Consider the following 15,189-nt stretch of genomic DNA (forward strand, 5'->3'; position numbering starts at 1 on the left):
CGCGCCGCTCAGCCGGCGGCGCGGGCCTCGCGCTTCAGCCGTTCCATCGCCATCAACACGCGCTCGGGCGTTGCAGGCGAATCGAGGCGTGAGGCGAACCGATAGCCGGCGACGCTTGCCGCAGCCATGCCGAGAGCCTCGAACACCGAGATCGCCAGCATGATCGGCGGCTCGCCCGTCGCCTTGCTGTTGCGTACGGTCGGCGCCGGATTTACCGACCACTCGGCCAGCGCGACGTTGAACACCCGGGGCCGGTCGGATGCCACGGGGATCTTGTAGGTGGAGGGCGCATGGGTGCGCAGCCGCCCCTCCTTGTCCCACCACAGTTCCTCCGTGGTCAGCCACCCCATGCCCTGGATGAAGCCGCCCTCGATCTGGCCGATATCGATGTCGCGGTTGATGGACCGGCCGACGTCCTGGAGGATGTCGGTGCGCAGCACCTTGTATTCGCCGGTCAGCGTGTCGACGGCGACCTCCGAACATGAGGCGCCATAGGTGAAATAGAGATAGGGGCTGCCCCTGCCGCTCTTGCGGTCCCAGTGGATATGCGGCGTCTTGTAGAACCCGGTGGCGGAAAGCGGCACGCGGGCGGCATAGGCCATCTCGACGAAGTCCGGCCATGCAACGAGCTGCGATCCGGCGCGCACCGCCTCGAACTCGAAGCTCACCTGCTCCTCATGGACGCGGAACGTCTCGACAGCAAACGCGACCAGCCGGCGTTTCAATGTCCTTGCCGCATCGAGCGCCGCCATGCCGTTGAGATCGGTGCCGAGCGAGCCGGCGGTCGGCGAGGCGTTCGGCACCTTGTCGGTTGCCGTCGGCGTGACGCGGATGCGCCGCAAGGCGATGTTGAGTTCATGCGCGACCACCTGGGCGACCTTGGTATGCAGGCCTTGGCCCATCTCCGTGCCCCCGTGGTTGAGGTGCACGGAGCCGTCGCGGTAGAGGTTGAGCAGCGCCGCCCCCTGGTTCATCAGCTTCTTGGAGAAGCTGATCCCATATTTGACCGGCACCAGCGCGATGCCGCGCCTGACGAACTCGCTCGACCTGTTGAAGGCGAGGATCTCCTCGCGCCGGCGCCGGTAGTCGCTGCTCGCCTCCAGCTCGGCGACGATGCGGGCCATGATGTTGTCATGGACTTCCTGGCCGTAGGGCGTCGTGTTGCGATCGGCTCCGTCATAGAGATTGATCTTGCGGATATCGAGCGTATCGCGCCCGAGGGCGTAGGCGATCTCCTCGATGATGCGCTCTGCGGCGAGAATGCCTTGCGGTCCGCCATAGCCGCGGAAGGCGGTGTTGGAGACAGTGTTGGTCCGCAAGAGCTTGGATTCCACCCGCATGGCCGGGAAGAAGTAGGCATTGTCGGCATGCATGAGGGCGCGGTCGGTAACGCCGCGCGAGAGATCCTCGGAATGGCCGCATCGGGCGTTGAAGACCGCATCGAGGGCCTCGATCCGGCCGGCCTCGTCGAACCCGAGCCGGTAGTCGACGACAAAATCGTGGCGCTTGCCGGTGATGACCATGTCGTCGTCCCGGTCCGGGCGGCACTTGACCGCCCGCCCGAACTTGCGGGCGGCGACCGCCGCCACGGCGCCGAAGAGGGTGCCCTGCGTTTCCTTGCCGCCGAAGCCGCCGCCGAGCCGACGCACATGTACGCGCACACCGTTGGCTTCGAGCCCGAGCACGCGGGCAACGACCTCCTGGGTGTCGCTGGGATGTTGGGTTGCGGTATGAAGCAGCATCTCGCCGTCTTCGCCGGGGATGGCGAGGGACACCTGGCCCTCGAGATAGAAGTGCTCCTGGCCGCCGATGGTCATCCGGCCGGCAAGGGTGTGCGGCGCACGAGCGAGCGCCTGCCCGGCATCGCCGCTGGCGATGACCATGCCGGGTGCGACCACATTCCCGCCGTTCTCAAGTGCGTCGAGTGCCGTAAGGCGATGGGGCAGGGCGCGATAGGCAACCTTGGCGAGCCGTGCGGCCCGGCGCACGGCGTCTCGGGTGCGGCCTACCACCGCGAACAGCGGTTGGCCGTGATAGCTGGTGCGGTCCACGCAAAAGAGGGGATCATCGCCTATGCCGGCCGGACTGATGTCGTTCCGGCCCGGGATGTCGGCACTGGTCACGACGCCCACGACCCCCGGCGCAGCCTCGACCGCGCTGAGGTCGAGCCCGACGATCTGCGCGTGAGCATGCGCCGAAAGGCCGAGATAGGCATGGAGCGTGCCTGCCGGCTCAGCCATGTCGTCGATATATTCCGCCCGCCCCGTCACATGCTTGTGGGCGGATTCGTGCGGCACAAGGGCCTGATCGTCCCTAAGGCGGTCGAGCGCTTGCCTCTGGAGCAGGTCATCCATAGGCAAGCTCCCCGATTCGCGCCGGCATGCCCTGCATTTCCGCCCAGAACCGCACCAGCAGGTTCTGCGCCGCGATCATCCGGTATTCGGAGGAGGCGCGCCAGTCGCTCAAGGGCGAGAAGTCGAAGGGCAGGGCCTGCGCCGCCGAGTCGACCGTGGCGCGTGTCCATGGTTTTGCGATCAGCACCGCCTCCATCTGCCTGGCGCGTTTGGGCGTGCCGGCCATGCCGCCATAGGCGATCGCGATGTCGGACACCAGACCGTCCTCCAGCCGCAGCCGGAAGGCGCCGAGAACGCTGCTGATGTCCTCGTCCAGGCGCTTGCTGACCTTGTAGGCGGCAAAGTGCTCGCCGGCCTGCGGCAGCGGCACGGTCACGCTTTCGATGAACTCGCCCGGCAGGCGGTCCTGCCTGCCGTAGTCGATGAAGAAATCCTCGAGCGGCACCTGACGACGCTCGCCGCCGCGGCGCAGCGTCAGCGTTGCGCCCAATGCGATCAGCGGGGGAGGGGTGTCGCCGATGGGCGAGCCGTTGGCGATATTGCCGCCGATGGTGCCGGCGTTGCGCACCTGACGCCCGCCGATCCGGCTCCAGAGTTCGGATAGCTGCGGCAGATGCCGGGTGATCGCTGCCTCGGCGGAGCTATAGGACGTGCGGGCGCCAATGACCAGGCTGTCGCCCTCGACGATGATGCCGTCGAGATCGTCGACATGGCTGAGGAACACCATGACCGAGGGCTCGCGCAGGAACTTGGTGACCCACACGCCAATGTCTGTCGCGCCCGAGACGATGGTGGCCTCCGGCATTTCCAGCAGCACCTCGGCCAGATCATCCGCCCCGCGCGGCAGGATGGCGAGGCTCGCGCCGGTTCCGGTCACCACGCGATCGCGATCGCGCAGCGCCAGGAGTTTGTCCCGCATCGCCGCCCTTCCCGTATTGAGCCGCTCATCGGCGGCGTCGCCGTAGTCGGCAATGGACTGCGCCGCGCGAAGGATCGGCTGGTAACCGGTGCAGCGGCAGAGGTTGCCCTGAAGGTTGCGCTCCACGTCGGCAACCGAAGGCATGGGATTGTCCAGCCAGTCGGCGTAAAGCGACATCACGATTCCGGGCGTACAAAAACCGCATTGGCTGGCGTGATTGTCGACCATGGACTGCTGCACCGGATGCAGCTCCGCATCGGACGAAATGCCTTCGACCGTGACGAGGTGCGCGCCGTCGAGGCTCGCAACGAAGGTGATGCAGGCATTGACGCTTCTGTAGACGAGGTCGCCGGCTGGATCGATGCGGCCGACGAGGACGGTGCAGGCCCCGCAGTCTCCTTCTGCGCATCCCTCCTTGGTGCCGCATAGCGCCAGGTCCTGCCGGATCCATTCTAGGACTGTGCGCCGCGCGGGCACATCTGCCAGCTCCACGTATGCGTCATTGAGAAAAAATCGCGTGTGGTCTCGTAACGCCATCTCACACCTGCTGCTGGCGTGAATGGTATACGAACGGTCGACCGCACTCAAGCCGAGTCATTTAAGCCGAAAGCCGCCGCCACGATTGGCGCCGTACGGCTCCGCGTTCTTCGAGAAATCCCACTTCTGGATAGGAACGAAGGTCGTCTGCCGTCAGCTTAGCAGCACGCGGTTAACAGCTACAATTGCCTGTTGGCTGCCGTTGTTCGACATGACGGTGCAGGCCGCGCTCTGATGAGCCTCAGCCGTTTGCACGTCAGAATGGTTTCTGCTTCGGCCATGAGCGCCGCTCCGGCATCTTTCGGCGAGCGCTGGCCGAAAGCCACCTCCTGGGCTGAGGCCTATGACCGCGTCGCCGAACTCGCCGCAGCCGGGCGGTGGTGGCGGGGGTAGTGGGCCCACCAGATCACCGAGGCCGATGTTTCGTCCAAGCATTGGATCGCTGCCTACTCGTTTCCGACGATTTCATCGTCCGGCCATATTACCACATCAAGGGTGGGCGTTACGCTGCCGAGGAGTTGCTGGTACTGGGCGTGACCGCCATCGTCGCTTCCAGCGACGACATGGCGCTCGGCGCCATGCGCGCGATCCACCGCAATGGCCTGCGGGTGCCGGCCGATGTCTCCGTGGTCGGCTACAACGACTCATACCTGCTGGATTTCACCGACCCACCCCGCACCGCAGTTCGGCAACCGATCGAGCGGATCGCCGAGAACGTGACCCGCGCAATCGTCGCGCTCGTCGCGAACCGGGTGCTGCCTGCCACCGAGGTGCTGATCGAGCCGAGATCCGACTGCGGGGATCGACGGGTTCGGTATCGAAACCAGCGGCTCACGCACTGACAAGCGATCAATAGAACTCGGCCCGGAACGGGAAGACCGATGCGCCGAGAGCGGACGCGTCCCCGCCGATGTCGGAGATGATCAGCTTGGCCGGAGGATGAGGAACGCCATAGCGCGGACGGCCGAAGATACGCGTCCGCTCGATCAGCATCTGCGCCAGCGCCACCGGTACCTGTCCGCCAAAGACGATCGCCTGGGGATCGAAGACCGCGGAGATGGCATTGATGAGCCGGTTGTAGGCCGGCGTCACCAGGTCCACCCACTCCTCGACCCCGGGCCAGCGTGGATCGAAATGCTGGCGCATGTAGGTGATCGAGGGGACTTCCACCCCGTTCCCTCTCAGCCGTTCAATGAGGTACTGCAGCGCGGGGCGGCGCGGGTTCTCTTCCTCGTCGTAGATGCCCGAGAATTCGCCGGCATTGCCGTTGCCGCCGACGAGCAGCTCGCCGTCGCTGATGAGGCCGCCGCCGAATCCGTAGTTGAAGCTGAGATAGGCGAAGTGCTTGATGAAGCGCCCGATGCCGAACATGGATTCGGCGATCGCCCCGGTGTTGGCGCCATTGTGCACCCAGACCGGCTTGCCGAAGAGATCGGAAAGCAGCGGGCCAAGTTCGATCAACGACCACTCATGCAGCGGCAGCGGTGCGTTGTAGCGCGTGCCGCCCACATGGTAGCCGGAGATGGCAAAGCCGATGCCAAAAAAGCTCGACGGGTCGAGCGCGTTGCTCGCCTGGTGGGCCTTCAGCTCCTTCATGACGAGGTCCAGCGCCTCCATCATGCCGTATTCGCGCAGTGTCACCTGGGTTTCCGCCAGGATCCTGCCGGCGATATCCATGAGGCAGATGCCGATGACGTCGGTATTGACCGAGATTCCGCAGCAATAGGCGTAGCGCCCATCGAGCCGCAATGTCGGGCTTGGTTGGCCGCGGCCGTGCCCGGGCTTGGGCGCGCCCAGCGCCACGATGCCGCGCTCCACCAATTGGTCGATGATCCGGTAGACCGATTGCTGCGTGAGGTCGACATGCGCGGTGATCTCCGAGCGCGAGATGCCGGGATTGCGCCAGATGAGCCGCAGGAGCGTGCGCTCGTTGGGGGAGACCACGCTGCCTTCGCCGGCGCGTGTGAAACGCGGCGCGATGAGGGCGCCGGGGGAATAGGCCATGGTTCAACCTCCTGCCGACGCAAACTACTATAGAAGTGTAATACTTCAATGGGTTCAGCTCGCTGGAGCCACTCTAAATCCTCTTCGTGCGGCCGTTTCCCTGCGCCAGGCAACCGCCGTCACCGGATTGTTACACTTTATGTGTAATAAATCTGCGGGTCGCGATGCGGGCCCCGCATGGCGGCATCCAATCAGGCGAGGCAATTCCAATGAAATTCATCAATCTGGCGGTCGCTGCGGCGGTGACGGCGGGCGCCGGCGCTGCGCACGCCACCGATATCGAGTTCTGGTACGGCAACACCGGCAATGTGGAGGTGGCCATCCAGGACCAGTGCGAAGCGTTCAACGCCGCCCAGTCCGAGCACAAGGTCACCTGCGTCGGGCAGGGCAGCTACGAGGTCGGCATGCAGAAGGCCATTGCCGCCTATCGCTCGGGCAACGCGCCCGTGCTGATCCAGTTCTTCGACGCCGGCACGCTCGACCTGATGCTCTCGGACGCGGTCGTGCCGGTCCAGGAGATCCTGCCCGAGGTCGATTGGGACAACTACATCGCCGGCGCGCGCGCCTATTACGAGACGTCCGACGGGCGCCTGTTCTCCCAGCCCTACAACTCCTCGACGCTCCTCTTCTACACCAATAAGACCCAGCTCGAGGAAGCCGGCATCACCCAAACGCCGCAGACCTGGGAAGAGATCATCGCGGCCGCCCGCACGCTCAAGGACGCCGGCCACGCTTGTCCGTTTGTCACCGATGGGGACACCTGGCGCGTGCTAGAGCAGTTCTCGGCCCGCCACGGCCTGCCGATCGCCAGCAACCACAACGGCTATGACGGTCTCGACGCCGAGTACCTTTTCAACACCACCTTTGCTGCCGAGCACCTCGCCAATCTGGTCGAGTGGCGTGAAGAGGGGCTCGTCAAGCTCAATGCCGATACGCAGGCCGGCAACTACACGGCCGCCTTCAATGCCGGTGAATGCGCGATGATGGAAGGCTCGTCCGGCTCCTATGCCGCCTCGTCGGAAGCCTTCGGCGACGAGTACGAGCTCACCGTCGGCATGGCGCCCATGTACGAAGCCTATGAGCGCCACAATACCCTGGTCGGCGGCGCCTCCATCTACGTGATGAAGGGGCACGGCGAGGCCGAGGTCGAAGCCGCCAAGGCGTTCCTCGATTTCCTGCGCCAGCCCGAGCAGCAGATGTTCTTCACCGCCGCTACCGGCTACGTCCCCGTGACCAACGACGTGCTCGGCGCCATCGAGGCGAGCGGGGAAGCCGACGCACCCAAATATGCAACGGCCGCCATCGGCATCGAGTCGATGAACCAACCGCGCACCGACGACAGCCGCGGCATCCGCCTCGGTTTCTACGTCCAGTTCCGCGAAGTCTTCATGGAGGAAACGCAGAAGGCGTTCAACGGCGAGCAGACCATGCAGGTCGCGCTCGACAACGCCAAGTCCCGTGGCGATGAACTGCTGCGCCGTTTCGAGCAGACCTACCAGGGCGTGACGCTTCCCTGATCCTTGCCCTCCGGCACGGGGCGATCGATCGCCCCGTGCCTTCGCCCGACGGGAAGTTCGTCATGTCCGCTGCTTCGCAAGCCCTGTTCGCCAATCGCTGGCTGCCGGTCCTCCTGGTCACGCCGCTGGCGCTCTTGATCGTCGTCTTCTTCTACGTCCCGATCATCCAGGCGTTCTACTGGTCGTTCTTCCTCGAGCGCCCGTTCGGCGGCGGCTCGATCTTCGTCGGCTGGGCCAATTTCGCCCGCGTGCTCGCCGACCCGCAGTTCTGGCAGGCCGGACGCCGCACCCTCCTCTTCATGGTCGTCGGCTCTTCGCTTGCCGTCCTCATCCCGCTGATCCTCGCGGTCGCCGCCGACCGCGCCATCGCGCTTTCGCAGCCGGCGCGCAACGTCCTGGTGTGGCCCAAGGGCGTCGCCGGCGCCTCCATCGGCGTGGTCTTCGCCTTCATCTTCAATCCGTTCGTCGGCATCCTTGCGCCGCTGAATCACTGGTTTCCCGGCATCTGGAACCCGGGCATCGACGGCACCGACGCCTTCATTACCCTCATCGCCGCCCATGTCTGGGGCGGTATTCCGTTCAATTTCGTCATCCTGCTGGCCGGCTTGCAGTCGATCCCCCGCACTATGCACCAGGCGGCGGCCATGGATGGGGCAGGACCTTGGCGGCGTATCTTCGACGTGCAGCTGCCGCTCATCATGCCGCAGATCTTTTTGACGCTGGTGCTCGAGTTCACCGAGAGCGTCACCTCCGCCTTCGCCCTCGTCGATACCATGACGCAGGGCGGTCCCGGCGGCGCGACGATGCTCCTCGTCTACAAGATCTACACCGACGGCTTTGCCGGCTACGACCTCTCGGGCGCCGCGACGCAAACCGCGATCCTGATGGTCTTCGTCATCCTCCTCACCAGCGCCCAGTTCGCCTTCCTCGGCCGGCGCATCTCCTACGAGCGCTGACCATGGTCGAGAACGCCCACTCCCTCAACATCGCGGCGAGCCTCGTGCTGCTCCTTGGCATCACCTACATCCTCGGGCCGCTCTACCTCACCTTCGCCACTGCCTCGCAGTCCTACGAGTACCTGCTGCGCAGTGGCCTCGCCTGGATTCCGGGCGACCAGCTGTTCAACAACATCGCCCGCATCTTCACCGAGACGCGCATCCCGCTGCAGATGCTCAATTCCCTGCTGGTCGCGCTTTCGCAGGCGGTCGCCACCTGCGCGCTCTCGTTCCTTGCCGCCTATGCCATCGTCGGCTTCCGGGCGCGCTGGGCCGGTGTCGTCTTCGCGCTGATCCTCGCGACCATCATGCTGCCGCTCGATATCCGCGTGATCACCACCTACCAGGTTGCGTCCAACGTGCTCGCGCCGGTCAACTGGCTGCTCGACGCGACCGGCCTCAACGGCGTCATCGGAGAGGTGTTCGGTGCGCCGCTCCACCTCGAGTGGAGCGTGCTCAACACCCATTTCGGCTTCATCGCGCCGCTCGTCGCCCACGGCACCGGCACCTTCCTCTTCTGCCAGTTCTTCCGCACGCTGCCGGCCGATCTCTTTAAGGCCGCGCGCATGGATGGCGCCGGCCCGGTCCGGTTCATGTTCGACATCCTGCTGCCGCTGGCGCGCACGCCCTTCGCGGCCCTTTTCGTCCTCACCTTCCTCAGCGGCTGGACGCAGTATCTCTGGCCGCTCGTTGCCAGCTCAACGCCCGACATGCAGACCGCCGTCGTCGGTCTCGCGCGGCTTTCGCCCGATACCGACGGGGCGGTGCCCGACTTTCCGCTGATCATGGCCGGCGCCCTGATCGTCTCGATCATTCCGCTGGCCATGATCGCGCTCCTTCAGCGCTACCTCGTGCGCGGCCTCGTCCTCTCGGAGAAATAGCGATGAACGCCATCGACACCGCCATCCGCGCGGCCGCTTCCAGCATTGCGCTGAAGGGCGTCACCAAATCCTACGATGCGGCGCACCAGGTCATACCGCCCATGGACGCCGAGTTCCGCGCCGGCGAGTTCACGGTCGTCCTCGGTCCTTCCGGCTGCGGCAAGTCGACCCTCCTGCAGATGATCGCGGGCCTCGAGCGTGTCAGCGGCGGCGCCATCGTCATCGGCGGACGCGAGGTGCAGAACCTCGAACCCAAGCACCGCGGCTGCGCCATGGTCTTCCAGAACTACGCGCTCTATCCCCATATGAGCGTCTTCGACAACGTGGCCTACAGCCTCAAGGTCGCCGGCATGCCAAAGCCCGAGCGTATCGAGCGGGTCGAGGCGGTGGCGCGGATGCTCGGCCTTTCCGAGCTGCTGGCGCGCCGGCCGAGCCAGCTCTCGGGCGGACAGCGCCAGCGCGTCGCCATCGGCCGGGCGATCGTGCGCGAGCCGGGCGTCCTGCTCTTCGACGAGCCGCTCTCCAACCTCGATGCGCAACTGCGCCACGACATGCGCTTGGAGCTTGCCGATCTCCACCGCCGGATCGGGGCGACCACCGCCTTCGTCACCCACGATCAGGTGGAGGCAATGACGCTGGCCGACCGCATCCTCATCCTCAACAAGGGCCGCATCGAGCAGTTCGACACGCCCAAGGCCATCTACCACCGCCCGGCCTCGGTGTTCGTCGCCAAATTCATCGGCTCGCCGCCGATGAACGTGCTGCCGGTCACCGGCGACGGTTCGGTGCTGCGACTCGCCGACGGACAGGTGGTGGTTGAGGCGCCATTGAACGGCAACTTCGTCCTCGGCATCCGTCCGGAGGATATCGTTTTCGGTACCGGCGGACCGCTCAAGGCCCGCCTGCGCTATCGCGAGGATCTAGGTTCCCATTCGGTTCTCGCCGCCGACCTTGCCGGCGAAGTCGTCCGCGTCGCCACCCCCTTCGGCGTCGATATCGCCGAGGCAACCGATCTCTCCCTCTCCTTCCCGCAGGCCCGGCTGCATCTCTTCGATGCCGCGACCGGCCGCGCTCTCCCCGGCGCCATCGGCGCCCAATGAAAGAAAGACCAATGACGTATATCGACTACATTGCCGATCCGGCACGCGCCTGCGCGATCGTTGCCCACCGCGGGGCCTGGCATGGCGCGCCCGAGAACAGCCTCGCCGCCATCGAGCAGGCCATCGCCATGGGCTGCGACATCGTCGAGCTCGACGTGCGCAAGAGCGCCGACGGCGAACTCTTCCTGATGCACGACGATACGCTCCTGCGCATGGCCGGTATCGACCGCGAAGCCGAAAGCCTGACCATGGCGGAGCTGCGCCAGATCGCGCTGCGCCAGGACGATGGCGGCGAGGGCCGCGCCCTGACCGACCAGTACGTCCCGACCTTGAAGGAAGCGCTCGAGCTGATCCGCGGCCGCATCTTCGCCGATCTCGACCTCAAGGATCGTGGGCTCTTCCCGGAAGTGGCGGCCTGCGCAAGGGCGATGGATGCCAGCACCGATGTCGATCTCAAGACCAAGGTGATGACGCGCGACGACGTCGCCTGGGTGCGGGCGCAGAGGATTGACGGCGTCCCCTTCATGAGCATGGCCCGCTTTACTGCCGAAGACACGCATGAGACGCTTGCCGTCCTTTCCGAGTTGTCACCCTTCATGTGCGAAATCCGCTTCGACAGCCTCGAGACCATCGCTCGCCACCGCAACGCGTTTGCAGAGGCGCGCATGGCGCTTTGGATCAACACCCTCGACCAGCCCGGCAGCGGCGAGTGGACCGATACGGCGGCCCTTGCCGATCCCGACGCGATATGGGGACGCCTCATCGACGCGGGCATCAGCGTCATCCAGACCGACCAGCCGGCGGCGCTCAAGTCCTATATCGAGGCGCGGCGCGCATGAACGAAGTCTCCGACGATGATCTCACTGCGCTCCTGCACGAAATGCGCGAGGCGGCGCGCGCCGAGGTCCTGCCGCGGTTCCTGGCGATCACGGCCGACGGCATACGCACCAAGACGGCGCCGGACGATCTGGTGACGGACGCCGACATCGGCGCAGAGCGCAGGCTGTCGCAGACCCTGACAAGCCGGTTCCCCGGCGCCTTCGTCCTCGGGGAAGAGGCCGTTTCGAGCGATGGTTCGTTGCTCGACCGGTTGGCCGAAGCTCCGCTTTCGATCATCATCGATTCCGTCGACGGCACCTGGAATTTCGCCCATGGCGCGCCAATCTTCGGCATGATCGTCGCCATCGTTTCGGCCGGCCGCACCATCGCCGGGGCCATCCATTATCCCGTGACCGGCGACTTCCTGGTCGCCCGGCCGGGGCAGGGGGCCTGGCACGTTGCCGGCGACGGAACGCGCGTGCGCCTCAAGCTTGCCCCGCCCCGCCCACTCGAGGCGATGCGGGGTTTCGTGTCGCTCCACATGTTTCCCGAGGGCGAACGCGCCGGGCTCGCCCAACGCGCGCTACGCTTTGCCCGCACCACCTCCTGGGGATGTTCGGCCTTCGAGTACCGGCTGATCGCCACAGGGGCGATGGATTTTTCGCTCAACGCCAGCCTCATGCCCTGGGACCACGCCGCGGGCGCTCTCATCTACACGGAAGCGGGCGGCCACGCTGCCCTGCTTTCCGGCGAGTCTTACGCACCCACCCTCACCGCCGGCCGCCTGCTCCTCGCGCCCGACGCGCACAGCTGGGAGCTCGTCGCCGCCGCCTTCACGAGGTGAGCGCCAGCTCCGGCTTGCCGACATTGGTGGTAAGGCTCAGTTCATCCGCGCGCAGGCACGCATGGCGGTGGTCAGCAGTCCCGACGAGCTGCGGCTCCGCCTCATGGCATGAAGGCCGGGCGTAAGGGCAGCGGCCGGCGAAACTGCAGCCGCGCAGCTTGCCGGCGCCCGGCACGTGTCCGGGCAGCCGCACTCGCTCGCCCCTCTTCAGCCCCCGCCCCGGGATCGCCGCCAGCAGCGCTTCGGTATAGGGATGGCGCGGATTGCGGAAGATCGCCTCGGTCGCCCCGATCTCGACGATCCGGCCCGCATACATCACCGCCACCCGGTCGCTGATGTTGGCGATGACCCCGAGGTCGTGGCTGACGAAGAGGTAGGTCAGACCGATCTCCGCCTGCAACTCGCGCATCATGTTGATGATCTGCGTCTGCACCGAGACGTCGAGCGCCGAGACCGCCTCGTCGGCGATGACGAGCTTCGGGTCTGAGGCCAGCGCTCGCGCGATGGCGATGCGCTGGCGCTGCCCGCCCGAGAACGCGTGCGGATAGCGCCGCGCGTAGTCGGTACTTAATCCCACACGCTCGAGCAGGCAGTGCACCTTGGCGTCGATCTCGCCCGCGCTCTTGCCCCCATTGACTTGCAGCACCTCACCGATGATGTCGCGCACTCTGAGCCGCGGGTTGAGCGAAGCCGTCGGGTCCTGGAAGACCATGCGGATATCGGTGCGCAGCCGCCGGGCTGTCGCGCCCCGCGCCGTCGTCAGCTCCGTCTCCGGCCCGTCGGCCGGGCTGAAGCGGATCGAGCCGGCATCGGCCCGGTGCAGCCCGACGATGGTCTGCCCCAGCGTCGATTTCCCGCACCCGCTCTCGCCGACGAGCCCCAGCGTCTCGCCCGGCCGGATGTCGAACGAGAGCCCGTCGACCGCCCGCACCTCGCCGACTTTGCGCTGCAGGAACCCGGCCCGGATGGGGAAGGCTTTTTTCACCTCGCGCACGCTGATGAGCGGCTTGCCCTGCGCTTCCCGCGCTATCCGGCTCGCCGCCACCGGCTGCGCGGGAACGCTCTGCCGCCCGAACCGCGCGGCCTCCGCGCCATAGGCATGGCACGCCGCCACCTGCCCGCCGCCGACCGCGATGTCCGCGACCGGCGCCGTATCGCAGAGCCCCGGCACCGCCCATTCGCAGCGCGGGTGGAAGGGGCAGCCCTTGGGCCGCTGTGCCGGCGGCGGCACCATGCCGGGAATGGCCTTGAGCGGCGCCTTGAAGTCCCCGTCGAGCCGCGGCATCGAAGCGAGGAGCCCGCGCGTATACGGGTGCTTTGGATGCTCCAGCACCTCGCGCACGCTCCCCCGCTCGACGATCCTGCCGAGATACATCACTGCCACCTCGTCGGCGATCTCTTCCACGACGCCAAGGTCGTGGGTGATGAACAGCACCGCCATACCGCTCTCGCGCTGCAGGCGTTTGAGGAGATCGAGGATGATCGCCTGCGTGGTGACGTCGAGCGCCGTCGTCGGCTCGTCGGCGATCAAGAGCCGAGGCCGGTTGACGAGCGCCATGGCGATCATGGCGCGCTGCCGCTGCCCGCCGGAAAGCTCGAACGTATAGCTGTCGAACCGCCGTGCCGGCTCGGGCATGCCGACCTCTTCCAGCATGGCGATGGCCGCCGCCTTCGCCTGCGCCTTGCTCACCCGCCGGTGCAGCCGCAGCGCCTCGCTGATCTGGTTGCCGATGGTATAGAGCGGCGAGAGGAAGCTCATCGGCTCCTGGTGGATCATCGCCACCTCCGCCCCGCGCACCGCGCGCATGGTGCGGCTTGCCGGCGCCGTCGCCGCGATGTCGAGCACACTTCCATCCGCGCGCTTGAGCGCAATCGAGCCGCCCGAGGTCCGTCCCGGATGGTCGATGACCTGCAGGATCGACTTGGCCGTCACGGACTTCCCGCAGCCGCTTTCGCCCACGAGACAGAGCGTTTTGCCGGCCGGAATGTCGAGGTCGAGCCCGTTGACCACCTCGACGCCGGGGGCGAACGAGATGCGCAGGTCCCTGATGCTGACGAGGGTGTCGCTGTTCTGCATGGGCCTAGTCCGAATAGGGATCGGCTGCATCGCGCAGCCCGTCGCCGAGGAAGTTGAGCGCCAGCACCGCGATGATCACCGCTCCGCCCGGCAGCAGCAGCCACGGCGCCGAGGCGATGGTGCGCACGTTCTGCGCCTCCTGCAGCAGCACGCCCCAGGAAACGATGGGCGTGCGCAGCCCGATACCGAGATAGCTCAGCGCCGTTTCCGCCAGGATCATGCCGGGGATCGCCAGCGACACCACCGCGATGATGTGGCTCAAAAAGCTCGGCAGCATGTGCCGGAAGATGATGCGCACCGGCCCGCACCCGTCGAGCCGCGCGGCCTTCACGAAATCCTCGCTGCGCATGGCGAGGAACCGCCCGCGCACCACGCGCGCCAGGCTCGTCCAGCCGAGCACCGAGAGGATGATGGTGATGAGGAAATAGACCTGCAGCGGCGGCACCGATTGCGGGATGGCGGCGGCAAGCCCGATCCACAACGGGATTGACGGCACCGACTGCACGAATTCGATGAGCCGCTGGATGAGGTTGTCGGTGACGCCGCCGACGAGCCCGGAGACGCCGCCGATGAGGATGCCGAGCACCAGGCTCAGCGCCACGCCGACGAGCCCGATGGTCATCGAGATGCGCGCCCCGTAGATGGTGCGGCTCAATATGTCGCGCCCCAGCCGGTCGGCGCCGGCGATGTAGAACGGCTGCCCCACCTCGACCGGCCCGAAGAGGTGCCGGTTGGTGGGGATGAAGCCGAGGAGCCGGTAGGGCTCGCCCTCGACGAAGAGGCCAACATTGATCGGCGTTTCCGGGTCGGTCGCGAAGAGCCGCCGGCCGGAATTGTAGTCGATCTCGGTGGTGTAGGCGTAGACGTGCGGGCCGAACCGCCAGCCCTCGCCGTCGTCGCGCCCCCAGTGCAGCGCCTGCGGCGGCGCATAGCTGTAGGCGGGGTTGTAGGCCTCGAGCGTCACCGGCGCCAGGAACTCCGGGATCGCCGCGACGAGATAGGCGAGGATGACGACGATGCCTCCGGCAACGCCGAGCCTGTGCCGGCGGAACTTCTGCCAGACCAGCGTCCAGTGCCCGTCATACCCGCGCCCCTTCTGCGGCTTGGCGGCAATTTCGGTCGGCTCTGCGATCGTGCTCATC

At 66.4% G+C, this 15,189-nt stretch carries 12 protein-coding genes; 7 read left to right on the forward strand and 5 right to left on the reverse strand.

All coding sequences use genetic code 11. The features are described from left to right. Nucleotides 1-8 precede the first annotated feature (8 nt). Together xdhB and xdhA are read right to left on the reverse strand one after the other, a co-directional pair. Nucleotides 9-2,354, reverse strand: a complete 2,346-nt coding sequence (xdhB, locus tag VE25_RS08255; protein WP_046108132.1) for a xanthine dehydrogenase molybdopterin binding subunit — start codon at nucleotides 2,352-2,354, stop codon at nucleotides 9-11. Continuing rightward, the gene (gene xdhA / locus VE25_RS08260) at nucleotides 2,347-3,810 is read right to left on the reverse strand and encodes a xanthine dehydrogenase small subunit (protein WP_046108133.1); all 1,464 of its coding nucleotides are present in this window, start codon (nucleotides 3,808-3,810) and stop codon (nucleotides 2,347-2,349) included. The genes xdhB and xdhA overlap by 8 nt, the downstream gene beginning before the upstream one ends. Before the next feature lie 392 nt (nucleotides 3,811-4,202). Between xdhA and VE25_RS08265 the strand changes: the two genes are divergently transcribed. Next, complete coding sequence (locus tag VE25_RS08265) at nucleotides 4,203-4,652, forward strand: substrate-binding domain-containing protein (RefSeq protein ID WP_244466888.1); 450 nt, start codon at nucleotides 4,203-4,205, stop codon at nucleotides 4,650-4,652. A gap of 7 nt (nucleotides 4,653-4,659) precedes the next feature. On the opposite strand, the gene VE25_RS08270 is transcribed toward VE25_RS08265, so the two are convergent. Further along, on the reverse strand, nucleotides 4,660-5,814 hold the full coding sequence (locus VE25_RS08270; protein WP_046108135.1) for an ROK family transcriptional regulator: 1,155 nt from the start codon (nucleotides 5,812-5,814) through the stop codon (nucleotides 4,660-4,662). A 209-nt stretch (nucleotides 5,815-6,023) separates the two neighbouring features. Here VE25_RS08270 and VE25_RS08275 point away from each other — a divergent pair, with 209 nt between their 5' ends. From VE25_RS08275 to VE25_RS08300, 6 genes are all read left to right on the forward strand, one after another. Beyond that, a complete protein-coding gene (locus VE25_RS08275; RefSeq protein ID WP_046108136.1) occupies nucleotides 6,024-7,331 on the forward strand; it encodes an extracellular solute-binding protein in 1,308 nt (435 codons plus the stop codon). 62 nt (nucleotides 7,332-7,393) lie between these two features. After that, complete coding sequence (locus VE25_RS08280; protein ID WP_046108137.1) at nucleotides 7,394-8,287, forward strand: carbohydrate ABC transporter permease; 894 nt, start codon at nucleotides 7,394-7,396, stop codon at nucleotides 8,285-8,287. A gap of 2 nt (nucleotides 8,288-8,289) precedes the next feature. Continuing rightward, a complete protein-coding gene (locus tag VE25_RS08285; protein WP_046108138.1) occupies nucleotides 8,290-9,207 on the forward strand; it encodes an ABC transporter permease subunit in 918 nt (305 codons plus the stop codon). 2 nt (nucleotides 9,208-9,209) lie between these two features. Next, nucleotides 9,210-10,307: an ABC transporter ATP-binding protein gene (locus VE25_RS08290; RefSeq protein ID WP_046108139.1), complete on the forward strand. Its 1,098-nt coding sequence runs from the start codon at nucleotides 9,210-9,212 to the stop codon at nucleotides 10,305-10,307. 11 nt (nucleotides 10,308-10,318) lie between these two features. Beyond that, nucleotides 10,319-11,146, forward strand: a complete 828-nt coding sequence (locus VE25_RS08295) for a glycerophosphodiester phosphodiesterase family protein (RefSeq protein WP_046108140.1) — start codon at nucleotides 10,319-10,321, stop codon at nucleotides 11,144-11,146. Further along, nucleotides 11,143-11,970 (forward strand): inositol monophosphatase family protein, encoded by an 828-nt coding sequence (locus VE25_RS08300; protein WP_046108141.1) that lies wholly within the window; start codon nucleotides 11,143-11,145, stop codon nucleotides 11,968-11,970. The genes VE25_RS08295 and VE25_RS08300 overlap by 4 nt, the downstream gene beginning before the upstream one ends. On the opposite strand, the gene VE25_RS08305 is transcribed toward VE25_RS08300, so the two are convergent. Together VE25_RS08305 and VE25_RS08310 are read right to left on the reverse strand one after the other, a co-directional pair. Continuing rightward, on the reverse strand, nucleotides 11,960-14,047 hold the full coding sequence (locus VE25_RS08305) for an ABC transporter ATP-binding protein (RefSeq protein WP_046108142.1): 2,088 nt from the start codon (nucleotides 14,045-14,047) through the stop codon (nucleotides 11,960-11,962). The two genes, VE25_RS08300 and VE25_RS08305, sit on opposite strands and share 11 nt — an antisense overlap. Before the next feature lie 4 nt (nucleotides 14,048-14,051). Continuing rightward, nucleotides 14,052-15,188, reverse strand: a complete 1,137-nt coding sequence (locus tag VE25_RS08310; RefSeq protein WP_046108143.1) for an ABC transporter permease — start codon at nucleotides 15,186-15,188, stop codon at nucleotides 14,052-14,054. Between the last annotated feature and the right edge of the window lies 1 nt (nucleotide 15,189).

This window comes from Devosia geojensis, from assembly GCF_000969415.1.
Taxonomy (GTDB): Bacteria; Pseudomonadota; Alphaproteobacteria; order Rhizobiales; family Devosiaceae; genus Devosia; species Devosia geojensis.

Bases quoted from the DNA above. Each gene is read 5' to 3' on its own strand.
- VE25_RS08275 (WP_046108136.1), top strand. From the start codon at position 6,024: ATGAAATTCATCAATCTGGCGGTCGCTGCGGCGGTGACGGCGGGCGCC.
- VE25_RS08270 (WP_046108135.1), bottom strand. From the start codon at position 5,814: ATGGCCTATTCCCCCGGCGCCCTCATCGCGCCGCGTTTCACACGCGCC.
- VE25_RS08300 (WP_046108141.1), top strand. From the start codon at position 11,143: ATGAACGAAGTCTCCGACGATGATCTCACTGCGCTCCTGCACGAAATG.
- VE25_RS08305 (WP_046108142.1), bottom strand. From the start codon at position 14,047: ATGCAGAACAGCGACACCCTCGTCAGCATCAGGGACCTGCGCATCTCG.
- VE25_RS08280 (WP_046108137.1), top strand. From the start codon at position 7,394: ATGTCCGCTGCTTCGCAAGCCCTGTTCGCCAATCGCTGGCTGCCGGTC.
- xdhA (WP_046108133.1), bottom strand. From the start codon at position 3,810: ATGGCGTTACGAGACCACACGCGATTTTTTCTCAATGACGCATACGTG.
- VE25_RS08290 (WP_046108139.1), top strand. From the start codon at position 9,210: ATGAACGCCATCGACACCGCCATCCGCGCGGCCGCTTCCAGCATTGCG.
- VE25_RS08310 (WP_046108143.1), bottom strand. From the start codon at position 15,188: ATGAGCACGATCGCAGAGCCGACCGAAATTGCCGCCAAGCCGCAGAAG.
- VE25_RS08285 (WP_046108138.1), top strand. From the start codon at position 8,290: ATGGTCGAGAACGCCCACTCCCTCAACATCGCGGCGAGCCTCGTGCTG.
- VE25_RS08295 (WP_046108140.1), top strand. From the start codon at position 10,319: ATGACGTATATCGACTACATTGCCGATCCGGCACGCGCCTGCGCGATC.
- xdhB (WP_046108132.1), bottom strand. From the start codon at position 2,354: ATGGATGACCTGCTCCAGAGGCAAGCGCTCGACCGCCTTAGGGACGAT.